This is a genomic window from Neorhizobium galegae bv. orientalis str. HAMBI 540 (assembly GCF_000731315.1).
In the GTDB taxonomy this organism is placed as follows: Bacteria; Pseudomonadota; Alphaproteobacteria; order Rhizobiales; family Rhizobiaceae; genus Neorhizobium; species Neorhizobium galegae.
This window is the reverse complement of record NZ_HG938353.1, coordinates 437,537-459,280: the sequence shown is the minus strand read 5'-3', so window position 1 is coordinate 459,280 and position 21,744 is coordinate 437,537. Positions and strand designations below refer to the sequence as shown.

Genomic DNA, 21,744 nt, shown 5'->3' with positions numbered 1-21,744 from the left:
CCCCCGGCTCTTCCTGTGCTGCATTCCTAATGAAAGGTCAACCCGGAGCGAGGCCGGCAAGCTGGGGCAAAAGGCTGCGGAGCGCATGTTCGGCGCCGGCGGCCAGCATTTCGTGGACGACACTCTCGCGGTTATAGACAAGCCGGTTGCCGGCAAGATCGACAAGGCACCCGCCTGCCCGTTCGAGAATGAGGTCGGCAGCCGCCAGATCCCAGTCGTGGGAGGCGCGCTTGACGACCGTGCCATCGATGCTGCCGTCGGCGATCATGGCGAGCCTGTAGGCAAGCGACGGTACATGCCGCACCCGACGGACTTCGTCTCGAAAACCCGGCTCGAATTTCTTGACGAGGTTTTCGTCGGCCGCGATAACCAGTTCGCCGTTGGCGCGCTCACCGGTGACTGAAATCGGGCGCCCATTCTTCAGCGCCGGACCATCCTTCACCGCACAAAACTCCTCGTCGAGCGCCGGCGCGACCAGGACACCGGCGACCGGCTGGCCGCGATGGACGACGGCGACCGAGACGCACCAGGTCTTTTCGCCATTGATGAAGGCCCGGGTGCCGTCGATCGGATCGACGACGAAAAGCGTTTCACGGTCAAGCCGGGCAACATCGTCGTCGGTCTCTTCGGAGAGCCAGCCGTAGTTCGGCCGGGCCGTCAGGAGCAGGCTCTGCAGCCGGTCGTTGGCGGCAAAATCGGCGGCGCTGACCGGAGACCGGCCCTCGTTCTTCCACCAGACTTCCGGCGAGCGGCCGAAAAAGCCATGGGCGATCTCGCCGGCCTGGCGCGCCGCGTCGAGAATGAGTTCGAGGTCCTGGCCCCAGTCCAGCACTTCCGCCACCGGGATCAGCGTCCCGCCAGCGTCATGCCCTCGATGGCAATGGTCGGGGACGCGACGCCGAACTTGCGGTCGATGTCATTGGCCGGCGTCAGGCGCATGAACATGTCCTTGAGGTTGGAGGCGATCGTCACTTCCGAAACGGGATAGGCGAGCTCGCCATTCTCGATCCAGAAGCCGGTCGCACCGCGCGAGTATTCGCCGGTGATCATGTTGACGCCCTGGCCGATCAGCTCGGTGATGTAGAAGCCGTTGCCGATCGACTTGATCAGATCCTCGGGCGAGATGTCGCCAGGCTCCAGCGCCAGATTGGTGGAGGCCGGCGAGACAGCCGTGCCACCGCGCACGCCGCGGCCGTTGGTGACAAGCCCGAGCTCGCGCGCCGTCGAGGTCGACAGGAACCAGTGGTTCAGGACGCCGTCCTCGATCATCACCATGCGTTCGCCGGAAACACCCTCGCCATCGAAAGGACGCGAAGAGGAGCCGCGGACGATCAGCGGATCGTCGGTGATGCTGAGCCCGGCTTTGAGCACCTGCTGGCCCATCTTGTCGCGCAGGAAGCTGGTCTTACGGGCGACCGACGCGCCATTGATAGCGCCGGCAATATGGCCGACGAAACCGCGGGCAATGCGCGGATCGAAGACGACGGTGATGTTGCTGCCGGTATCGACCTGGCGTGGATTGACGCGTTTCACGGTGCGCTCGCCGGCGCGGCGGCCGATCAGCTTCGGATCGTCGAGATCGGCGGCATAAAGGCGGCTGTCGAAATCGTAGTCGCGCTCCATCTTGGTGCCCTCGCCGGCAATGACGCTGACGGAGCGGCCGAAACGGGAAGCCATATAGCTGCCGGAAAAGCCGTGCGAGGTGACGAGCACGAGGCCGCCCATGCCCGACGATGCGCCGGCGCCGGAGGAATTGGTGACGCCCTGAACATCGAGCGCCGCCTGTTCCATTTCGAGCGATGCTTCACGGAGCGCGTCGGTCGAGATGTCGGTGGGATCGTAAAGCTCGAGGTCCGGATAGGATCTGGCGAGATCCGCCTCGTCCGCAAGGCAGGCGAAGGGATCTTCGGGAGAGACCTTGGCCATGGCGACGGCACGCTCGGCGAGGATCTTCATGTCGAAGCCGGGATTGGCCGAGACGCTCGCGACTTTTTGACCGACGAAGACGCGGAGCGAGAAATCGTCGCTCTCGGAGGCCTCCGTGCCCTCGACCTTGCCGAGGCGGACGCTGACGGAGCGGGAGCGGGAGCGAACCACGACCGCGTCCGCCTGATCCGCTCCCGCGGCCTTGGCTAGATCGATCAATTGGCTGGCGCGGGAAAGCAGGTCGGCGGAATCGATTTCAGAGGTCATGATTGCAAGCCTTTCATTCTCGTCCCATTTATTGTGCACTGTTAGAAGCATCAAGGGCGGCTCGCCGATTCTTGATGTCCCACCTTAGACTGAAAGTATCCCGCATGACCGCTGCCGGCTCGCTATTTTCCCAAATGCTTCTCCTGCTTGCCGGCGCGGTGATCGCCGCCCCGGTGTTCAGGAAGCTGGGGCTTGGCACGGTGCTCGGTTATCTTGCCGCCGGAGTGGTCATCGGACCGATCATGCAGCAGATCGTCGAGACCGAAGAAGTGCTGCATTTCGCGGAATTCGGCGTTGTTTTCCTGCTGTTCATCATCGGGCTCGAACTGAAGCCTTCGCGTCTCTGGCAGATGCGCGGCGACGTGTTTGGCCTCGGTCCGGCACAGGTGGCAATTTCGGGGTTCGCGCTCACCGGGCTGGCGTATCTGACGAACATGGCGGACTGGCGCGGCAGCCTGATCGTCGGCTTCGGCCTTGCATTATCGTCGACCGCGTTTGCGCTGCAGATCCTCAACGACGACGGCGAAATGAACAGCCGGCACGGCCAACGCTCGTTCTCGGTACTGCTGTTCCAGGATCTCGCGATCGTGCCGCTGCTGGCGCTGATCACCATTCTGGCGCCGGGAACCACGGAGACAGAAGCCTCGCCACTTCTGGATTTCGCAATCGCGGTCGGAGCCGTTGGCGCCATGGTGATCGCCGGGCGCTATCTCTTGACGCCGATGTTCCAGATCATCGCCCGCACTGGTGCGCGCGAGGTGATGATCGCCGCAGCGCTGCTGGTGGTGCTGGGGTCGGCGGCGGCGATGCAGGCGGTCGGCCTGTCGATGGCGATGGGCGCCTTCCTGTCCGGCGTGATGCTGGCCGAGTCTTCCTACCGACATGAGCTGGAAGCGGATATCGAACCGTTCCGCGGCCTGCTTCTGGCGCTGTTCTTCATGGCCGTCGGCCTGTCGCTGGAAGTCCATGTCATCCTCGACAACATCTTCTTCATCCTGCCAGCGGTGCCGATCTTCATGGCGCTCAAGGCGCTGATCGTCTACGGGCTCTCCCGGCTCTGGGGTTCGCCACACAACGATGCGGTGCGCATCGCCTTCCTGCTGCCGCAGGGCGGCGAATTCGGCTTCGTGCTGTTCACCACGGCAACGGCCAGCGGCCTGTTCTCGTCGGCCACCGCCTCGCTGCTGATCGCCGGCGTGACGCTTTCGATGGCCCTCACCCCGTTCGGCGCAGCACTTTCCAAGCGGCTTCTCAATGGTGAGAGCCGCGAGGAACTCGAGGAAGATTTCGACGGCGCCGGCGCCGACGTGCTGATGATCGGGTTTTCGCGTTTCGGCCAGATCGCCGCGCAGATCCTGCTGGCCGGCGGCCGCGAGGTGACCGTCATCGACGATTCCGCCGACCGTATCCGCCAGGCGGCCTCCTTCGGTTTCCGCATCTATTTCGGCGACGGGACGCGCCGGGACGTGCTGATCGCGTCGGGCATCGAAAAGGCGAAGGTCGTTGCCGTCACCACCCAGAAGCGCGAGACGACCGACCAGATCGTCGATCTGATCCGCTCGGAATTTCCGGACGTGCGTCTCTATGTGCGCTCCTACGACCGTATCCATTCCCTGTCGCTGCGGGACCGGAACGTCGAATACGAGCTGCGCGAGACATTGGAATCAGGCCTGCTGTTCGGAAGAAAGACGCTGGAGGCGCTTGGCATGGGCGAAATCGACGCTGAGGAGATCGGTAACGACATCCGCCAGCGCGACGAGGAGCGGCTGCAGATCCAGGCCGTCCAGGGGCTCGGCGCCGGCCGCGAAATGCTGTTCAACAGCCCGGTCCGGCCGGAACCGCTGATCAAGCCGAAGCGGTCGATGGTGGTCGACGACGAACTGAGCCCGGAGCCGGCGACGGCGGAGAATGGTTAGGGCCGGCGGGCGCTTGCTCTTGCGACCATCGCGACGATCGTCTCGGAAAGCTCATCCTTGGCCTCTGCCGCCGTGATGTCCCCGCTCGCGGCGGCGTTGGACAGCGCTTCGGCTGCACCGAGCATGGCCCAAAGACCGGGCAGCGCTATGTGGCGGGCTTCCGCGAACGGGACAAGCGCAAGCCGGCATTTTTCCATGAAAATAACCTCGTAGTCGCGCTTGATCCGTTCAAGCTCGGGGGAACTCGCCAAGGCGGCGATTACGCCCGGTATCTCCCGGCCCTGCAACAGAACACAATCCACATAGGAGGAGGCGATGACCGCCGCCCGGTCAGCGAGCGTCGGGGCGCTCGATTGCAGGGCAGCGTCCATGATGGCCGTCTGGCGGCTGTCGAAATCCTCGTAAAGTGCTGCCAAGAGAACGGGCCGGGTGCTGAAATGATCGTAGACGACGGGCTTTGCGACGCCCGCCTGCTCCGCCAGCCGGGGAAGCGTCAGGGCATCGGTGCCCTCCTCCCGGACGATGCGCCACGCAACCTCCATCAACTGCTGGCGCCTTCCCTGCCGCGAGAGGCGTTGCCGGAGACGCGCCGGTTCTTTCAGTTCGATGCTTGACATGACTATATACCAAAAGTAACTTACTAAAAGTATATAGCTATCGCCCGTCAGTTTCAATCTGCCAGCAGGAGTTATCGCCATGCACGCACTGATCGTCGTTTCGCATCCCGAACCCGGATCCCTCACCCATAACGTCGCCGCCCATCTGGCCGAGGGCGTCACCATGTCCGGCGGTTCTTTCGAGATTGCCGATCTTGCGGCGGAGGGCTTCGATCCGAGATTTACGCAGGCGGATCTCGCCGCGCATCGCAGGGAGGAAGCACCCTCGGCGGATGTCACGGCCGAACAGGCGAGGATCGATCGTGCCGATGTTCTGGTGCTCGTCTATCCTGTCTACTGGTGGTCCATGCCGGGGCTACTGAAAGGATGGATCGACCGCGTGTTCGCAAACGGCTGGGCCTATGACGACGCGGAAGGCGCCAAGGTGGTGAAGAAACTTCACCACCTTCCCATCCATCTGGTCGCGATCGGCGGCGCCGACATGCGCACCTATGCGCGACATGGCTATTTCGGCGCGATGAGAACACAGATCGATCATGGGATATTCGATTATTGCGGCGCGCCGGTCATGGCATCCGAGCTTCTCCTGGAGGAAGAGCTGGATAAGCCCGATTTCCCATCAGAGATCGCGCGCAAGATCGGCCGCAATGTTTTCAGCACGGCCCGGAAAACCGAGGCCGCTTAGCCAGCCCAAACGTCAGGCTTCGGCTGCCGCCGCATGCAGTGCGTCGATGGCGCGCTTCAGTTCGTCCTTGACGTGCTCGGATTCGTCGAGGATTTCGCGGGCCTTCAGGAAATCGAGCACCCGGAAACGGTTGACCGACGGCCGAAGGAAGATATGCGGCGGATTGAGCTTCAGCTTGAGCGCGATGCTCGCCTGCATCGTCAGCTGGCTGGCGCCGAACAGGCTGTCGATGCGACTGGGCGCATGGGTGCCGTCGCCTTCCGGCGCACCGACCACGTCGACGCCGATCACCACGTCGGCCACGTCCATCAGCTGCTCATAGGGGACGGGATTGAAGACGCCGCCATCGATCATCACCCGGCCGTTGACCCGGACCGGCATGAACAGGCCCGGAATGGCGGCCGAAGCGGCGATCGCGGTGCGCAGCTCGCCCTGTTCGAGGATCACTTCCGCCTGGCCGTAGTAGTCGGTGGCGGAGATCTTCATCGGGATTTCGAGATCGGCAAAATCCTCCGGCACCTGCGGCGGCAGGAAGGCATCGAGGATCAGTTCAAGATTGAACTGCCCGAAACGGAAGCCGCCGAGCTTGTCGCGCATGGTCGCCGGGCCGAGGCCCCAGAGCTTATTCAAAAGGGTGCCGCGGTGGCCGACCGTCTCCAGCGCATATTGGCGGATTTCGCGGCCGGTCATGCCCGACGCCATGCCGGCGCCGATGATCGCGCCGATCGACGAGCCGGAAATCGCCACCGGCCGTATGCCGAGTTCGTCGAGCGCCTCGATGACCTGGATATGCGAGATGCCCCGCGCCCCGCCGCCGCCGAGAGCGATGGCAAACGTCAGGCCGCCCTTGGCTCCAACGGCTTCGAGATCGGGAACTGCAAGCCTCGTATTCATTCCTCTGACCTCAGGTCGGCTGGTAGCGGAAAAAATCCATGCGGGTATCGCCGAATGTGCGGCTCTCCAGGAGCTTGAACGCGGCATCGACAGCAGGATTGATGTCGGCCCGCTCCTCCAGAATGGCAAGGGCTCCGGGTGCGAGCCAGCCGCCCACATGGGCCGAAAGCATTGCGCCCTCGCCAAGCCCCTGGCCATAGGGCGGGTCGGCGAACAGGAAATGAAACGGCTCGATATTGTTGGCCGTGCCGAGCTTGGTGGCATCACGGCGCAGAATGCGCGCCCGGCCATGCAGGCCGAGACTGTCGATATTCTCCCACAACAGGCCCCTACCCTCGACGCCGTTCTCGACGAAGAGCGCGCTCTTGCAGCCGCGCGACAGCGCCTCCAGCCCGACAGCGCCGGTACCCGCGAAGAGGTCGATCACCCGGCCGCCGTCCAGCGCCTGCGGATAGACGTGGCCGATGATGTTGAACAGGCTTTCGCGCGTCCGGTCGATGGTCGGCCGGATATCGCTCGTTTTGGGCGTGGCCAGAGACCGGCCGCGAAATTCACCACCGACGATCCGCACTACCCGTTACCCTCTCGGCGTGCGCGGCTTGCCGCCGGCCGGGCGTCCGCCCGACGCGGGCCGGCCACCAGGCTTGCCCCCGGGCTTGCCACCGGCACCCGCCGGTTTTCCACGGCCGCCGGAAGGTTTTCCGCCAAAGCTCTTGCCGCCGCCCGGCTTGGCGCCCAATGGTTTGCCGCCTGGCTTTCCACCGCGCGGCCGGTCGCCGGCGGGCCGATCACCTGTGGGACGGTCACCTGCGGGACGATCTCCGCGCGGAGGCCGATCCGAGAACGGCCGGTCGCTGCGCGGACGCTCGGAGCGCCCCTCGCCTGCGGAGAAGGACCGTGCGGGACGCTCGCCATCCTCGCGCGGCTTGCGGTCGCCGAACGAACGTTCCCCTCTCGGCTTATCACCGAAAGAGCGTTCGCCCCTCGGCTTGTCGCTGAACGGGCGGTCACCACGGGGCGGGCGGGCACCGGAAGGACGTTCGCCGCGCGGACGCTCAGGGCGGCCTTCGCCGAAGGCGCGTGCTGGGCGGTCGCCGTCGGCTCGCGGCTTGCGGTCGGCAAATGGGCGGTCGCCTCTGGGCTTGTCGCCGAACGGGCGGTCGCCGCGGGGCGGGCGGTCACCAAAGGCGCGCTCGCCGCGTGGACGTTCCGAACGGGCGTCGCCCGAGAAGGATTTGGTGCGCGGACGGTCGCCGCCTTCGCGCGGTTTGCGGTCGCCACGGGGTTTGTCGCCGAAGGAACGTTCGCCCCTCGGCTTGTCGCCGACGGGACGATCGCCGCGGTCCGGCCGATCGCCAAAGGACTTCTTGCGGCCGAAATCAGCCTTTTCCGGCTTGTCAGGCCCGTCGGCGCGGATCCAGTCGTGGTCCTCTTCGGCGCGATTGACGATGACCGGCCGGTCGTTCTGCGGCGTGGGCTTCTTGAAAAGCTGCTCGGCCTCGGCACGGGCGGAGGATTTGCGCGTCTTGCTTTCGGTGGTCGGACGGGCGCCGGGCGCCATCCAGACATTGGCGGTGCGGCTGGTGCCCATCGGCGGACGCTTCTTCGGACGGTCGTCCTCGTCCTCGGCGCGATTGCCAAACGGCTTGGCACCACGCGGCTTGTCGGCAAACTTGCGGTCGTCGCGTTGGGTGTCGGGGCGGCCAGACGGCTTCTCACGCCGATCCTCCGGCTTGCCGGCACGCGGGCGTTCGGTCCGCTCCGGCCTTGCAGTCCATTCCGAACGCTCGGCGCGGGCGGGCTTCTCTTCCTCGTCAGCGGCGATCTCGGTATAAATCGGCGCGTCGAAATTGGCCTTCGATTCCTCGATCAAGCGGGGCCCAAGCTGGTCGCGCAGCATGCGGCCGCGCACTTCCACCACCTGGCCTTCCGGCAGGTCTCCGAGCTGGAAAGGTCCGTAGGAAATGCGTATCAGACGGTTGACCTCGAGGCCGAGCGCGCCGAGCACGTTCTTGATCTCGCGGTTCTTGCCTTCGCGAAGGCCCATGGTGATCCAGACATTGCTGCCCTGGCTGCGGTCGAGCGTCGCGTCGATCGAGCCGTAGAGCACGCCTTCGACGGCGATGCCCTCCTTCAGCTTGTCCAACTCCTCCTGCTTGATCTCGCCATGGGCACGCACGCGGTAGCGGCGCAGCCAGCCGGTGGTCGGCAGTTCCAGCACGCGCGACAGGCCGCCATCGTTGGTCAGCAGCAGCAGGCCTTCGGTATTGATGTCGAGGCGGCCGATGGAGAGCACCCGCGGCAGGCCTTCCGGCAGGTTGTCGAAGACGGTGGCGCGGCCTTCCGGATCGGAATTGGTGGTCACCAGGCCGGCGGGCTTGTGGTAGAGCCAGAGGCGGGTGCGCTCGATGCCGCGGATCGGCATGCCATCCACTTCTATTCTGTCGGCGAGCGTCACGTTGACGACCGGCGTATCGAGAACCTTGCCGTTCAGGCTGACCCGGCCTTCCATGATCATCCGCTCGATATCGCGGCGCGACGCGACGCCGACACGGGCGAGAATCTTGGAGATGCGCTCGGGCTTGCCCTCGGCCTCCATGGTTTCCGGTGCCGGCGGCAGCTTGCGGACGGGCTTTGCCGCCTTTTCAGCGCCGCTCTTGGCCGCGGAACTCTTCCTGGGGCCGAGGCCTTCCTTGGCGGAAAAACCCGCCTTGCCTGCAGCGCCGGCCTTCGGAGCGGCTCTCGGTTTGGTTTCGCGAACGAAAGTCTTGCCTTCGCCGCGCTTCGGCTTGTCTTTGGAATTCATTTGTTGTTTGCCTGAAGCGTGATGTCTACGGAGCGATCCGGACATTCTTGTTCGTGTTGACTGAGATGGATTCGTGCCCGCAGCCGGGCGTCCAGTTGGATGCTTCCTACCAGTTCGCGCGATCCGGGTTAAGAGGGAATCGCCGAAATGCCTAATAGCGACGGGTTCATGGACGCAGCCCTTGCGGAAGCCAAAGACGCGGCCGCCCGCGGCGAGGTTCCGATCGGCGCCGTTCTGGTCGTCGACGGCGTTATCGTCGCCCGCTCCGGAAATCGGACCCGCGCCGAAAACGACGTTACCGCCCATGCCGAAATCGCCGTCATCCGGGATGCCGCGGCCGCGCTTGGACAGGAGCGGCTGTCAGGTGCCGACCTTTACGTGACGCTCGAACCCTGCACCATGTGCGCGGCGGCGATCTCGTTTGCGCGCATCCGGCGGCTCTATTACGGCGCGGAAGACCCGAAAGGCGGAGCGGTGGACAACGGCGTGCGCTTCTTCGCCCAGCCGACCTGCCATCACGCACCGGAGGTCTATTCCGGCCTCGGCGAAAGCGAAGCCGCGATCCTGCTCACCAGCTTCTTCAGATCGAAAAGAGAGAGCTAGAGCGGGCCTAGAAGAGCTTCCACCAGTCACTGCCCTTCTTGGCGTCCGCGGCTTGCGCCTTGCGGCGCTTTTCCTTCTGGCTTTCGGGCTCGCCGACATCCGACAGTGCTGCTGCGTCCGCCGAGCGGAACTCCGCCGGCGGCTCGGCGAGCGAACGGCGGCGTCCGGTGACGCTGACGGTCTCGGCGTTTTCCTTGGCCTTGCGGAAGGCTTCCCACTTTTCCGTCTCGGTCATCTGACCGGCCTGGCCATTGCCCGCCAATAGCGGTGAGCGATAGTTGGGATCATTCTCGTGAGCCGCCGCCTCGGCACGCAGACGCTTGCGGGTTTCTTCCGGAGATTCGACCCAATTGGGGTTGCTCTCGCGGTTCGCCAGCGACTGCTGCGGCGCCGGCAGCGCCTGGTCCTGTCCCTTGGCGACAACCAGCGAAGGACGCGGGTTGTATTTCAGGCCGGCTTTCGCTTCGGTATTCTTGCCGCCCAGCGAGACGGACTGACCAAGATCGTCGGTCAGCTGCTCCATGGCGGTCTTGTCAGTGCCGTAGGTCGGGCCGCCGATGCAGCCCGAAAGGGTCAATGTCGAGGCGAGGATACCGGCCAAGCCCATGCCGACACGAAACGCATATGTCGCTTTCATCAAAACCCTTCCAGCGGCGCCCGTCCTGACGCCTCAGACACAATCAAACGCCTGATGGCCGGAAAATCCGGCCAATTTCAGGCGGTTTTACCGGATGATTGCCCAAAGCGCAATCATCCGGTGATTTCAAGCCGTCAAAGCCGACCAAGTGCAGCGAGTTCGCGCAATGCGGCGGCGTCGCGCGCCGATACATCCGGATAGGCAGGATCGGAGCCGACATCGGTCGTCACCCGCCACGAGCGTGCACATTTGGTGCCTTCGGCGAGCTTCGGATCGACCGCGACGCCCTGCACTTCCGGCAGACGGAAGGCGTTTTCCGGCCCCTCGCCCGCAACGATCGCGATGCCCGAGGTGATGCAGGTCTCTTCGAACTCCTGGCCTTCCAGCGCCTTCATCAGCTCCGGATCGTTGACATAAACGACCGGCGCGGCCTCCAGCGAAGAGCCGATCCGCTTGTCCTTGCGTTCGATTTCGAGCGCGCCTGTGACAACCGAACGCACCTTGCGGATCTGCGCCCACTTCTCGGCAACCGCCTCGTTCTTCCACTCGGCCGGGACCGTCGGGAACTGTTCGAGATGGATCGAAACCGCATTCGGGTTGCGCGACAGCCAGGATTCTTCGGTGGTGAATGGCAGCATGGGGGCAAGCCAGGTCACCGTGCATTCGAAGATCTTGCGGATGACCGCAAGAGCCGCACGGCGGCGCAGCGACGACGGGGCGTCGCAATAGAGCGCATCCTTGCGGATATCGAAGTAGAAGGCCGACAGCTCGATATTGGAAAAATCGATCAGCGCCCGGGCGATCTTCTTGAACTCGAAGGCGTCATAACCTTCGCGCACCAGCTTATCGAGTTCGGCCAGACGATGCAGCATCAGCTTTTCGAGTTCAGGCAGATCGGCATAGGCGATCTCCTCGCCCTCGTCATGGGCGAGCGTGCCGAGCATCCAACGGATCGTGTTGCGCAGCTTGCGATACGCGTCGACATTGGTCTGGATGATCGTCTTGCCGAGGCGCTGGTCTTCCCAATAGTCGGTCGTCATCACCCAGAGGCGAAGGATATCGGCGCCGGCATCCTTCATGACGTCCTGCGGGGCCACGACATTGCCGAGCGACTTCGACATCTTCTGGCCCTTTTCATCCATGGTGAAGCCATGGGTGACGACCGTGTCATAAGGTGCCCGGCCGCGGGTGGCGGCGGATTCCAGCAGCGAGGAATGGAACCAGCCGCGATGCTGGTCCGATCCTTCCAGATAGACGTCGGCCGGCCATTTCAGGTCCGGGCGGTCCTCCAGCGTGAACGTGTGCGTCGAGCCCGAGTCGAACCAGACATCGAGGATATCCCTGACCTGGGTCCAGCCTTCGTTGGCGCGCGAGCCGAGGAAACGCTCACGAGCACCTTCGGCGAACCAGGCGTCGGCACCTTCGAGATCGAAGGCTTCGAGGATGCGCTGGTTGACCGCCTCGTCCTGGAGGATTTCGCCCTGTTCGTCGACAAAGACGCAGATCGGGACGCCCCAGGCGCGCTGACGCGAAAGCACCCAGTCCGGGCGCTGTTCGATCATGGCGCGCAGGCGGTTCTGGCCGGCCGCGGGCACGAAACGCGTGTCGTCGATCGCCTTCAGGGCGCGCGAGCGCAGCGTGGTGCCGTCGGCAAGGTCCTTGTCCATGTAGACGAACCACTGCGGCGTGTTGCGGAAGATGATCGGCTTCTTCGACCGCCAGGAATGCGGATACTGATGCTTCATCCGGCCGCGGGCAAACAGCGCGTTCCGCTCGATCAGCGCCTTGATGACGCGGTCGTTGGCATCGCCCTTCTTGCCGTTGTCGTCCATGACGCGAACGCCCTCGAAACCGGGGGCGTCGGCGGTGTAGAAACCGCCGTCATCGACCGTGAAGGGGATTTTCGTATCTACGCCTTTATGGCGGGCTTGCTCCATCCAAATGTCAAAGTCTTCGCGTCCGTGCCCAGGAGCCGTATGAACAAAACCTGTTCCGTCCGTATCTGTAACGTGGTCCCCGTCCAGCATGGGAACGGCAAAGTGATATCCACCACCCAATCCTTCCAAAGGATGCCGCACGCCCAAACCGGCCAGTTCCAGGGCAGAGACAGAACGCACAACACGATATTGAAGCTTGGCCTTTGCGAAAGCGTCTGCAGCCAGTCTATCCGCAAATATAAGCTTCTCACCCGGACGAGGGCCAAAATCATTCTCTGCTTCGGTGATCTCGTAGAGGCTGTAATTGACCTTTGAAGAATAGGAGATCGCTCGGTTGCCGGGGATCGTCCAAGGGGTAGTGGTCCAGATGACGACGAAGGCGCCCACGAGGTCTCCCATCACAGCACCATCACGAACGGCGTTGTTGACAGGGAACTTCACCCAGATCGTGTCGCTCTCGTAATCGTGGTACTCGACCTCAGCCTCCGCCAGCGCGGTGCGCTCGACGACCGACCACATGATCGGCTTCGAGCCGCGATAGAGCTGGCCGCTCTGGGCGATCTTCAAAAGCTCGCCGGCGATGCGGCTCTCGGCGTGAAAGTTCATCGTCAGGTACGGGTTTTCGAAATCGCCGACGATGCCGAGGCGCTTGAATTCTTCCCCCTGGACCTTGATCCAGCCGGCGGCGAATTCGCGGCATTCCTGGCGGAATTCGTTGATCGGAACCTCGTCCTTGTTCTTGCCCTTGGCGCGGTAGGCTTCCTCGATCTTCCATTCGATCGGCAGGCCGTGGCAATCCCAGCCCGGAACATAGTTCGAGTCATACCCACGCATCTGGAACGAGCGGGTGATGACGTCTTTGAGGATCTTGTTCAGCGCGTGGCCGATATGGATATTGCCGTTGGCATAGGGCGGGCCGTCATGCAGCACGAATTTTGTCCGGCCCGCGGCGGAGGCGCGGAGCTGCTTGTAGAGGTCCATCTGCTGCCAGCGGGCAACCAGTTCCGGTTCCTTCTGCGGCAGGCCGGCGCGCATCGGGAAATCGGTTTCGGGCAGATAGAGGGTTTTCGAATAGTCGATTTTTTCGGCGGTATCGGTCATGGGAGCAATCGTCCTGGCGCCGCAACGGGGCGCATCTCGATGAAAATTCGCTGGCGGAAGGCGCTCATGAAGCGCCAAAAACCCGGACCCTCCGGCCGCTCTTACAGCGCGCGGAAGACCGGGCCTATAATTCGAATGATCTGGGCCAGCCGGAATTTTTTCATGGTGGCGGTTCTTAAGGGTTTTTGCGGCGGAAAGGAAGGGGATTTACCAAGCCAATTTCCTCCCGAAGCCGCATTTGATTTTGGTGCCATCTGCGCTTATATTTCTGGGCAAATGGCACGGAGGCAATTTGAAGTGCGCGCATCTGCTGACATACCTATTCGCAAGCGACTTGAGATCGCATCGCGTGGTCAGTTGCAAGCCTATGACGGAGCCAATGTATCAGAGTTGACCAAGCTCGGCTTTTCGATGGAAGAACTCTATAGATTTGTGGCCCCGCGTCGCACGCTTGCCCGGCGGATCGCAAATAGAGAGACATTAACTGTCAGCGAGAACGACGGAGCCCTGCGTGTAGTGCGCGTGATGGAACTCGCCAAGCGGGTCTTCGGTGATCAGGATCGCGCTCATCGCTGGTTGCGCAAACCGAACAGAGGAATGGATGGCGTCGTGCCGCTCGATCTCCTTGAATCGGAAACTGGCGCAGTGCTCGTCGAGCAGGCGTTGCATCAGATCGATCACGGCATTTACGTCTGATCCATGATCCTGTGGCGCATTTCCAACTATGCGGATTTATCAGGCGGAGGTGGACTGGTCGCGCCCGGGCGATGGCATAAACAAGGAAGCCCAATCGTCTATTGCTGCGATCACCCTTCGACCGCACTTCTGGAAATATTGGTGCATGTGGACGCCGAAGACTTGCCGCTGGATTTTCAACTACTGAAGATCCATTGCCCGGACGAGATTGCCGCCCAGACGATTACGTCGGGCGATGTCGACCTTTTGGATACCACTGAAACAGGTCAGGCGGGAAACGCCTGGCTCGTGGAAAACAAATTCTGCCTTCTGAAGGTGCCGTCGGCGATTTTGCCTGAAGCTGCAAACATTCTTGTCAATCCGGAGCATGCGGATGCCGGGAAGCTGACAATCGAAAAAGCGGTACGCTATCCCTTCGACAGCCGGCTGCTGAAGTAACCCCTCAAAACGCGATCTTGGCGTCCACCTCGCCGAGCGGCCTGACGCCGGACAGCAGCGCCCGCGCCTCTTCCTCGTCGCGCTTGATCTGGGCGACCAGGGCATCGAGGCCGTCAAATTTCAGTTCGTCGCGCAGGTGGCCGAAGAAGGAGACGGAGCAGGTTTCGCCGTAAAGGCTGCCGGAGAAATCGAAAAGGTAGGTTTCGAGCAGGGGCGCACCGTTTTCGGTCACCGTCGGGCGGCGGCCGTAGCTGGCGACGCCGTCGAAAAGCGTGCCGTCGGGGCGGCGGAAGCGGACGGCGTAAATGCCGGCCTTGAGTACGGCTTCGGGGGGAAGCTGCATGTTGGCGGTCGGGAAACCGAGTTGGCGGCCGAGCTTTTCGCCGCCGATCACCTCCGCCTCAAGCGTGTAGCGATAACCGAGCAGGCCGGCTGCGGCGGAAACATCGCCTTCCGCCAGCAGATCGCGGATGCGGCTGGACGAGATCACCTCGGCATTCTCGTCACGGAAGGCATCGACCAATTGCACGTTGAAACCATGCTTGGCGCCGGATGCCATCAGAAAGGCGGGGCCACCTTTCCTGTCCTTGCCGAAATGAAAGTCGAAGCCGGTGACGACGGCGCTGGCGGCGAGCCAATCCACGAGAATGGTCTGGATGAATTCTTCCGCCGAACGGGTCGCGAACTCGCGGGTGAAGGGATATTCGATCACCGAGCGGAAACCCATGGCCTCGAGCAGGCGAGCCTTGAGCGGCGCCGGGGTCAGACGGAAGACCGGTTCCTCCGGGCGGAAAACGGTGCGCGGATGCGGCTCGAAGGTCAGCACCAGGGCTGGCACGCCGCGCTGTTCGGCAAGTGCCAACGCGCGCTCCAATACGCTGCGATGACCGCGATGCACGCCGTCGAAATTACCGATGGCGATGACGCCGCCCTTCAACTCCTCGGGCAGCGGTTCCTTCTTCTCGTTGCGATGGAAGACAGTCATGCGCGGATTCCGGTTCAGGCCCAATTCAGGCCCAGGGGGCTATGCGAGGCGCGGCATCCAGTATTTCGGCGCGGCATTTTCCCGCTTCAGCCAGGCGTTGAGGATCGCTTCGTCGGTCTGGCCGTTGACGGTATATTCCGAAACATGGATGCCCCCGCTGATATAAAGCAGGTCGAGGCCGTATGCGAGCGCGCCGCGCACGTCGGTCGGCATGCCGTCGCCGATCGCCAGCACCCGGTTCATCGGGAAATCGCCGCGCACTTCGCGGGCGGCTTCGATCGTCGCCTCGTAGATCGGGCGGTGCGGTTTGCCGGCGACGCGGGTCTTGCCTCCGAACTCTTCGTAATAGGCCGCGACCGCGCCGGCGCAGGGGATGATCTTGTGGCCGCGCTCGACGACGAGATCCGGGTTGGCGCAGATGAAGGGCACGTCACGCTTGGCAAACGCCATCAGCATGTCGGTATAGTCTTCCGGCACTTCCTTCTCGTCGTCGAAAAAGCCGGTGCAGACGATGCATTCGGCTTCGTCGGCGGGGACCACCTCGACGCCGAGCCCGTCGAACAAGTTGAGGTCGCGTTCGGGACCGATCAGAAAAACCTTTTTCGGACCGTCGACGATCAGGTGCTGGGTGACGTCGCCGGATGTGACGATCCGGTCATAGGTGCCGTCTGGCACGCCGAGCGCCCGCATCTGCTCGATGACGCCGGGTGCCGTGCGCGGCGAATTGGTGATCAGCACGACGGTGGCGCCGGCTTCGCGGACTGCGGCGAGCGCCTTGCAGGAATGCTGGAAAGCCTCGACACCGTTGTGAACCACACCCCAGACGTCCGAGAGGACAACGTCGTAGTCGCCGATCACTTCGCTCAGATTGCCGATGCGCTTTGCCATGTAATCTTCCCATCTCGCAAGTCCCGGGTCACATGACAAACCCGGTTGAGGATTACAAGAGATAATCGGGAGAAAAACCGCGACGAGATCGCCGACGTCGGCAAGGATAACTCTTCGCAACGGTACCCGGATCGCAGCCGCGTCGGCGCCATTCTTCCACCAAAGTCCCGTGCAACATGCCGACCTGCCCGAAAGGGGTGGCCGAAACGAGAGACCCCGAAGGGGCCGCAGATAGCCGTCAGTTCCGTGAGACAGCAGGCGTTCAGCCAGCATCCGTATCGTTAAGCGTATTTCGTATGAAGTTCCGAGCCGTCTCGAAAATTTTACGGCCGTTCTTGACTCATCCGCCAGCCAGCCTTATCTCGACGCGGGCTGGCACTCTCCAACCGGGAGTGCTAACAGCACCGAGATACGGGTTTCACCCGTCCATGTCATTTGATCGAGGGATTAGACAATGGCAAGCACCAATTTCCGCCCCCTTCATGACCGCGTCGTTGTTCGTCGCGTCGAATCCGAAGCCAAGACCAAGGGCGGCATCATCATTCCTGATACCGCCAAGGAAAAGCCGCAGGAAGGCGAAATCGTCGCCGTCGGCACCGGCACCCGCGACGACAAGGGCAACATCACTGCTCTCGACGTCAAGGCTGGCGATCGCGTCCTGTTCGGCAAGTGGTCGGGCACCGAAGTCAAGCTCGATGGCGAAGACCTTCTGATCATGAAGGAATCCGACATCATGGGCATCATCGGCTGATTTCCGGCCGTTTGCTCTTTATCCGAAATCGCTGACACCCCTTTTCAGGAGTTATCAAAATGGCAGCCAAAGAAATCAAGTTCGGCCGCACCGCGCGCGAAAAGATGCTGCGCGGCGTCGACATTCTCGCTGACGCAGTCAAGGTAACGCTCGGCCCGAAGGGCCGTAACGTCATCATCGACAAGTCCTTCGGCGCTCCGCGCATCACCAAGGACGGCGTATCGGTCGCCAAGGAAATCGAACTCGAAGACAAGTTCGAAAACATGGGCGCCCAGATGGTCCGCGAAGTTGCTTCGAAGACCAACGACATCGCCGGCGACGGCACCACGACTGCTACCGTTCTTGCCCAGGCGATCGTTCGCGAAGGCAACAAGGCCGTTGCAGCCGGCATGAACCCGATGGACCTGAAGCGCGGCATCGATCTCGCCGTTGCAGACGTCGTCAAGGATCTCCAGGCCAAGGCCAAGAAGATCTCGACCTCGGAAGAAGTCGCACAGGTTGGCACGATCTCCGCAAACGGCGACAAGCAGGTCGGTCTCGACATTGCTGAAGCCATGCAGAAGGTCGGCAACGAAGGCGTCATCACGGTTGAAGAAGCCAAGACCGCCGAAACCGAACTCGAAGTCGTCGAAGGCATGCAGTTCGACCGCGGCTACCTGTCGCCCTACTTCGTCACCAACCCGGAAAAGATGGTTGCCGATCTCGACGACGCTTTCATTCTCCTTCACGAGAAGAAGCTCTCGAACTTGCAGGCAATGCTCCCGGTTCTCGAAGCCGTCGTTCAGACCGGCAAGCCGCTCCTGATCATCGCTGAAGACGTCGAAGGCGAAGCCCTCGCCACCCTCGTCGTCAACAAGCTGCGCGGTGGCCTCAAGATCGCTGCCGTCAAGGCTCCGGGCTTCGGCGATCGCCGCAAGGCCATGCTCGAAGACATCGCCATCCTGACGGGCGGCACTGTCATCTCCGAAGACCTCGGCATCAAGCTCGAAAATGTCACGCTCGACATGCTCGGCCGCACCAAGAAGGTCTCGATCTCCAAGGAAAACACCACGATCGTCGACGGCGCCGGCTCCAAGGCCGACATCGAAGGCCGCGTTGGTCAGATCAAGGCTCAGATCGAAGAAACCACTTCCGACTACGACCGCGAAAAGCTGCAGGAACGTCTGGCCAAGCTGGCCGGCGGTGTCGCCGTGATCCGCGTCGGCGGCTCGACGGAAGTCGAAGTCAAGGAAAAGAAGGACCGCATCGACGACGCCCTCAACGCGACGCGCGCTGCCGTTCAGGAAGGCATCGTACCGGGCGGCGGCGTTGCCCTGCTGCGTTCCTCCGTCAAGATCACCGCAAAGGGTGCAAACGACGACCAGGAAGCCGGCATCAACATCGTTCGCCGCGCTCTTCAGTCGCTGGTTCGCCAGATCGCTGAAAACGCTGGTGACGAAGCTTCGATCGTGGTCGGCAAGATCCTCGAAAAGAACGAAGACAACTACGGCTACAACGCCCAGACGTCTGAATACGGCGACATGATCGTCATGGGCATCGTCGACCCGCTCAAGGTCGTTCGCACGGCTCTGCAGAACGCAGCTTCGGTTGCTTCGCTGCTGATCACCACCGAAGCCATGATCGCCGAACTTCCGAAGAAGGATTCGGCTGGCGGCGGCATGCCTGGCGGCATGGGCGGCATGGGCGGCATGGACATGATGTGATAGGCGCAAGCCTATCGCCGAAGCCGCCTCTCACCTCAAGTGGTTCAGCGCGTCAAGCGCGCTGAACAGGCGGCAAGAAGCAGCCTAGTTTGAAAACGATTTAGGGCTCCGGTTTGACCGGGGCCCTTTCTGTTTGAGGGTCCGCGACCCCACTTCGCGAAACAAACCTGGCCCCGCCGCCCCAGAACACACCCCAATGAAAATGGCCGCACTGTTTCCGGTGCGGCCATTCTTTGACTGATCTGTTCGACGGCTCACGCTGGGCTGCGGAGCCGCCATTTTGCAGGTTATGCGGCTTCGCTGACCGCGCGCTTGACGCGGAAGAGCAGCCGGTCGGAACCGGCACTCACCGCAACGGCCGATCCATCCGGGATCTGGCCGCCGAGGATCTGCTCGGCGAGCGGATCCTGCATGAACTTCTGGATCACCCGCTTCAGCGGACGAGCGCCATAGACCGGATCGTAACCCTTGTCGGCCAGCCATTCGCGGGCGTCCGAACCGAGATCGATGCTGATCTTCCGCTCCGCCAGCAGCGACAGCAACCGCTTCATCTGGATATCGACGATCGCGCCCATTTCGTTGCGCTTCAGGCGATGGAACAGGATGATCTCGTCGACGCGGTTCAAAAACTCGGGCCGGAACGAGGCTTTCACGACGTCCATCACCTGCTCGCGCACGCTTTCGGAATCCTCATCCTCGCGAAGAGCCGTCAGGTATTCCGCTCCGAGATTGGAGGTCATGATGATCATCGTGTTCTTGAAGTCGACCGTGCGGCCCTGCCCGTCCGTCAGTCGCCCGTCGTCGAGCACCTGCAGGAGAACGTTGAACACGTCCGGATGCGCCTTCTCGATCTCGTCGAACAGCACGATCTGGTAGGGCTTGCGCCGCACCGCCTCGGTCAGCGCGCCGCCTTCCTCGTAACCGACATAACCTGGAGGCGCCCCGATCAGCCGTGCGACCGAATGTTTCTCCATGTATTCCGACATGTCGAGGCGAACCATCGCGGACTCGTCGTCGAACAGGAAGCGGGCCAGCGACTTCGTCAGCTCCGTCTTACCGACACCGGTCGGGCCGAGGAAGATGAACGAGCCGATCGGCCGGTTCGGATCCTGCAGCCCGGCACGCGAACGGCGAACCGCACGCGAGACAGCCTGGACCGCATCGCCCTGGCCGACGACGGATTTCGCCAGTTCGTCTTCCATGCGCAGCAGCTTGTCGCGCTCGCCTTCCAGCATCTTGTCAACCGGAATGCCGGTCCAGCGCGACACCACATGGGCGATGGCATCCGGGTTCACGACTTCCTGCACCATCGCATTGGTCGAACTGTCCTGGGCTTCGGCGTCCACGAGGCGCTTTTCCAATTCGGGGATCACGCCATAGGTAAGCTCGCCGGCACGCTGGAACTCGCCCTTGCGCTGGGCGATCGCCAGTTCGTTGCGAGCCTCGTCGAGCTGCTTCTTGAGATCGGCGGCAAGGCCGAGCTTCTGCTTTTCCGCCTGCCAGCGGGCCGTCAGCGCATCCGCCTGCTCTTCGAGCGAGGTGACTTCGCCCTCGAGCCTCGCCAGCCGGTCGACCGAGGCATTGTCGGTTTCCCGCTTCAGCGCTTCCCGCTCGATCTTCAGCTGCATGATGCGGCGGTCGAGTTCGTCGAGTTCCTCGGGCTTGGAATCCACCTGCATGCGCAGCCGCGCCGCGGCTTCGTCCATCAGGTCGATCGCCTTGTCGGGCAGGAACCGGTCGGTGATGTAGCGGTTGGAAAGCGTCGCAGCCGCCACCAGGGCCGAATCCGAGATCCGGACCTTGTGGTGCTGTTCGTATTTTTCCTTGAGGCCGCGCAGGATCGAGATCGTGTCCTCGACCGTCGGCTCGTCGACCACGACCGGCTGGAAACGGCGGGCAAGCGCCGGGTCCTTTTCCACATGCTTGCGGTATTCGTCGAGCGTAGTCGCGCCGACGCAGTGAAGTTCGCCGCGGGCAAGCGCCGGCTTCAACAGGTTCGATGCATCCATCGCGCCGTCGGACTTGCCGGCGCCGACCAGCGTGTGCATCTCGTCGATGAACAGGATGATCTGGCCGTTTTCCGACTGCACTTCGTTGAGCACGCTCTTCAGCCGCTCCTCGAACTCGCCGCGATATTTCGCGCCGGCGATCAGGGCACCCATGTCGAGCGCCATCAGCTTCTTGTCTTTGAGGCTTTCCGGCACGTCGCCATTGATGATGCGCAGCGCCAGGCCTTCGGCGATCGCCGTTTTGCCGACGCCGGGCTCGCCGATCAGTACCGGGTTGTTCTTGGTGCGGCGGGAGAGAACCTGGATCGTGCGGCGGATTTCATCATCGCGGCCGATCACCGGATCGAGCCTGCCGTCGCGGGCTTCCGCCGTCAGGTCCCGGGCATATTTCTTCAGGGCCTCGAAGCCGGCTTCGGCATTGGCGCCATCGGCGGTGCGGCCCTTGCGGATGTCGTTGATGACCTGATTGAGGCCCTGCGCCGTCAGGCCGGCCTTTTTCAATGTCGCGGACGTCGAGGCCGAGGTCTCGATGACAAGCGCCAGAAGCAGGCGTTCGACGGTGACGAAACTGTCGCCGGCCTTCTTGGCTGCCTCTTCCGCGGTCGAAAAAACCTTGGCGAGCGGCTGGGAGAGATAGATCTCGCCATTGCCGCCGGAAACCTTGGGAAGTTTGGCGAGTGCGGCGTCATTGGCGATGCGCGCTTCCTTGGCACTGCCGCCGGCGCGGTCGATGAGCGAGGACGCCATGCCCTGGTCGTCGTCGAGCAGAACCTTCAGCACATGTTCGGGCGTGAACTGCTGGTGACCCAAGGCCAAGGCCTGCGTCTGAGCCGACTGCAGGAAACCGCGGACGCGCTCGGAGTATTTTTCGATGTTCATTATGGT

Annotated in this window: 18 protein-coding genes; 7 read left to right on the top strand and 11 right to left on the bottom strand. The window is 62.7% G+C overall.

All coding sequences use genetic code 11. The features are described from left to right. Positions 1 to 37 precede the first annotated feature (37 nt). Positions 38 to 841, bottom strand: coding sequence for a 3'(2'),5'-bisphosphate nucleotidase CysQ (locus tag RG540_RS02170; RefSeq protein WP_244446609.1), 804 nt, complete (start codon positions 839 to 841; stop codon positions 38 to 40). Positions 842 to 846: 5 nt separating this feature from the next. Next, the gene (locus RG540_RS02165) at positions 847 to 2,193 is read right to left on the bottom strand and encodes a TldD/PmbA family protein (protein ID WP_038584117.1); all 1,347 of its coding nucleotides are present in this window, start codon (positions 2,191 to 2,193) and stop codon (positions 847 to 849) included. Positions 2,194 to 2,297: 104 nt separating this feature from the next. On the opposite strand from RG540_RS02165, the gene RG540_RS02160 reads away from it, so the two are divergent. Next, positions 2,298 to 4,109 (top strand): monovalent cation:proton antiporter-2 (CPA2) family protein, encoded by a 1,812-nt coding sequence (locus RG540_RS02160; protein WP_038584116.1) that lies wholly within the window; start codon positions 2,298 to 2,300, stop codon positions 4,107 to 4,109. Here the strand turns inward: RG540_RS02160 and RG540_RS02155 are convergent. Further along, positions 4,106 to 4,726: a TetR/AcrR family transcriptional regulator gene (locus RG540_RS02155; protein ID WP_038592887.1), complete on the bottom strand. Its 621-nt coding sequence runs from the start codon at positions 4,724 to 4,726 to the stop codon at positions 4,106 to 4,108. The two genes, RG540_RS02160 and RG540_RS02155, sit on opposite strands and share 4 nt — an antisense overlap. Positions 4,727 to 4,805: 79 nt before the next feature. On the opposite strand from RG540_RS02155, the gene RG540_RS02150 reads away from it, so the two are divergent. Next, positions 4,806 to 5,411, top strand: a complete 606-nt coding sequence (locus tag RG540_RS02150) for an NAD(P)H-dependent oxidoreductase (RefSeq protein ID WP_038584114.1) — start codon at positions 4,806 to 4,808, stop codon at positions 5,409 to 5,411. Positions 5,412 to 5,423: 12 nt separating this feature from the next. On the opposite strand, the gene RG540_RS02145 is transcribed toward RG540_RS02150, so the two are convergent. Genes RG540_RS02145 through RG540_RS02135 form a run of 3 tightly spaced genes read right to left on the bottom strand, consistent with a single transcriptional unit; the run spans position 5,424 to position 9,111 of the window. Next, positions 5,424 to 6,305: a patatin-like phospholipase family protein gene (locus RG540_RS02145; protein ID WP_038584113.1), complete on the bottom strand. Its 882-nt coding sequence runs from the start codon at positions 6,303 to 6,305 to the stop codon at positions 5,424 to 5,426. 10 nt (positions 6,306 to 6,315) lie between these two features. Beyond that, entirely contained in the window at positions 6,316 to 6,876 is a 561-nt protein-coding gene (rsmD, locus tag RG540_RS02140; RefSeq protein ID WP_038540301.1) for a 16S rRNA (guanine(966)-N(2))-methyltransferase RsmD, read from the bottom strand. 6 nt (positions 6,877 to 6,882) lie between these two features. Further along, positions 6,883 to 9,111, bottom strand: coding sequence for a pseudouridine synthase (locus tag RG540_RS02135; RefSeq protein ID WP_051909221.1), 2,229 nt, complete (start codon positions 9,109 to 9,111; stop codon positions 6,883 to 6,885). 147 nt (positions 9,112 to 9,258) lie between these two features. Between RG540_RS02135 and RG540_RS02130 the strand changes: the two genes are divergently transcribed. Beyond that, positions 9,259 to 9,714, top strand: a complete 456-nt coding sequence (locus RG540_RS02130) for a nucleoside deaminase (RefSeq protein ID WP_038584111.1) — start codon at positions 9,259 to 9,261, stop codon at positions 9,712 to 9,714. Positions 9,715 to 9,721: 7 nt separating this feature from the next. Here the strand turns inward: RG540_RS02130 and RG540_RS02125 are convergent, their stop codons facing one another. Both RG540_RS02125 and ileS read right to left on the bottom strand, forming a co-directional pair. Beyond that, on the bottom strand, positions 9,722 to 10,351 hold the full coding sequence (locus RG540_RS02125) for a hypothetical protein (RefSeq protein ID WP_038584109.1): 630 nt from the start codon (positions 10,349 to 10,351) through the stop codon (positions 9,722 to 9,724). A gap of 134 nt (positions 10,352 to 10,485) precedes the next feature. After that, entirely contained in the window at positions 10,486 to 13,389 is a 2,904-nt protein-coding gene (ileS, locus tag RG540_RS02120) for an isoleucine--tRNA ligase (RefSeq protein ID WP_038584108.1), read from the bottom strand. 39 nt (positions 13,390 to 13,428) lie between these two features. Here ileS and parS point away from each other — a divergent pair, with 39 nt between their 5' ends. Both parS and RG540_RS02110 read left to right on the top strand, forming a co-directional pair. Next, positions 13,429 to 14,085, top strand: coding sequence for a type II RES/Xre toxin-antitoxin system antitoxin (gene parS / locus RG540_RS33090; protein ID WP_244446608.1), 657 nt, complete (start codon positions 13,429 to 13,431; stop codon positions 14,083 to 14,085). A gap of 3 nt (positions 14,086 to 14,088) precedes the next feature. Beyond that, positions 14,089 to 14,523, top strand: coding sequence for an RES family NAD+ phosphorylase (locus RG540_RS02110; RefSeq protein ID WP_038584106.1), 435 nt, complete (start codon positions 14,089 to 14,091; stop codon positions 14,521 to 14,523). Positions 14,524 to 14,527: 4 nt separating this feature from the next. Here the strand turns inward: RG540_RS02110 and RG540_RS02105 are convergent, their stop codons facing one another. Together RG540_RS02105 and RG540_RS02100 are read right to left on the bottom strand one after the other, a co-directional pair. After that, positions 14,528 to 15,508 (bottom strand): bifunctional riboflavin kinase/FAD synthetase, encoded by a 981-nt coding sequence (locus RG540_RS02105; protein WP_038584104.1) that lies wholly within the window; start codon positions 15,506 to 15,508, stop codon positions 14,528 to 14,530. A 39-nt stretch (positions 15,509 to 15,547) separates the two neighbouring features. Continuing rightward, the gene (locus tag RG540_RS02100; protein ID WP_038584102.1) at positions 15,548 to 16,396 is read right to left on the bottom strand and encodes a TIGR01459 family HAD-type hydrolase; all 849 of its coding nucleotides are present in this window, start codon (positions 16,394 to 16,396) and stop codon (positions 15,548 to 15,550) included. 454 nt (positions 16,397 to 16,850) lie between these two features. Here RG540_RS02100 and groES point away from each other — a divergent pair, with 454 nt between their 5' ends. Both groES and groL read left to right on the top strand, forming a co-directional pair. Beyond that, positions 16,851 to 17,147 (top strand): co-chaperone GroES, encoded by a 297-nt coding sequence (gene groES / locus RG540_RS02095; RefSeq protein WP_007752582.1) that lies wholly within the window; start codon positions 16,851 to 16,853, stop codon positions 17,145 to 17,147. 59 nt (positions 17,148 to 17,206) lie between these two features. After that, positions 17,207 to 18,850 carry a chaperonin GroEL gene (gene groL / locus RG540_RS02090; RefSeq protein WP_038584100.1) on the top strand — a complete coding sequence of 548 codons (1,644 nt, stop codon included), beginning with the start codon at positions 17,207 to 17,209 and terminating at the stop codon, positions 18,848 to 18,850. Positions 18,851 to 19,137: 287 nt separating this feature from the next. Here the strand turns inward: groL and clpB are convergent, their stop codons facing one another. After that, complete coding sequence (gene clpB / locus RG540_RS02085; RefSeq protein ID WP_038584099.1) at positions 19,138 to 21,738, bottom strand: ATP-dependent chaperone ClpB; 2,601 nt, start codon at positions 21,736 to 21,738, stop codon at positions 19,138 to 19,140. Positions 21,739 to 21,744 lie beyond the last annotated feature (6 nt).

Bases quoted from the DNA above. Each gene is read 5' to 3' on its own strand.
- RG540_RS02160 (WP_038584116.1), top strand. From the start codon at position 2,298: ATGACCGCTGCCGGCTCGCTATTTTCCCAAATGCTTCTCCTGCTTGCC.
- parS (WP_244446608.1), top strand. From the start codon at position 13,429: ATGAAAATTCGCTGGCGGAAGGCGCTCATGAAGCGCCAAAAACCCGGA.
- RG540_RS02155 (WP_038592887.1), bottom strand. From the start codon at position 4,726: ATGTCAAGCATCGAACTGAAAGAACCGGCGCGTCTCCGGCAACGCCTC.
- RG540_RS02165 (WP_038584117.1), bottom strand. From the start codon at position 2,193: ATGACCTCTGAAATCGATTCCGCCGACCTGCTTTCCCGCGCCAGCCAA.
- RG540_RS02110 (WP_038584106.1), top strand. From the start codon at position 14,089: ATGATCCTGTGGCGCATTTCCAACTATGCGGATTTATCAGGCGGAGGT.
- RG540_RS02150 (WP_038584114.1), top strand. From the start codon at position 4,806: ATGCACGCACTGATCGTCGTTTCGCATCCCGAACCCGGATCCCTCACC.
- RG540_RS02145 (WP_038584113.1), bottom strand. From the start codon at position 6,305: ATGAATACGAGGCTTGCAGTTCCCGATCTCGAAGCCGTTGGAGCCAAG.
- RG540_RS02135 (WP_051909221.1), bottom strand. From the start codon at position 9,111: ATGAATTCCAAAGACAAGCCGAAGCGCGGCGAAGGCAAGACTTTCGTT.
- RG540_RS02100 (WP_038584102.1), bottom strand. From the start codon at position 16,396: ATGGCAAAGCGCATCGGCAATCTGAGCGAAGTGATCGGCGACTACGAC.
- clpB (WP_038584099.1), bottom strand. From the start codon at position 21,738: ATGAACATCGAAAAATACTCCGAGCGCGTCCGCGGTTTCCTGCAGTCG.
- groL (WP_038584100.1), top strand. From the start codon at position 17,207: ATGGCAGCCAAAGAAATCAAGTTCGGCCGCACCGCGCGCGAAAAGATG.
- ileS (WP_038584108.1), bottom strand. From the start codon at position 13,389: ATGACCGATACCGCCGAAAAAATCGACTATTCGAAAACCCTCTATCTG.
- RG540_RS02130 (WP_038584111.1), top strand. From the start codon at position 9,259: ATGCCTAATAGCGACGGGTTCATGGACGCAGCCCTTGCGGAAGCCAAA.
- RG540_RS02105 (WP_038584104.1), bottom strand. From the start codon at position 15,508: ATGACTGTCTTCCATCGCAACGAGAAGAAGGAACCGCTGCCCGAGGAG.
- RG540_RS02125 (WP_038584109.1), bottom strand. From the start codon at position 10,351: ATGAAAGCGACATATGCGTTTCGTGTCGGCATGGGCTTGGCCGGTATC.
- groES (WP_007752582.1), top strand. From the start codon at position 16,851: ATGGCAAGCACCAATTTCCGCCCCCTTCATGACCGCGTCGTTGTTCGT.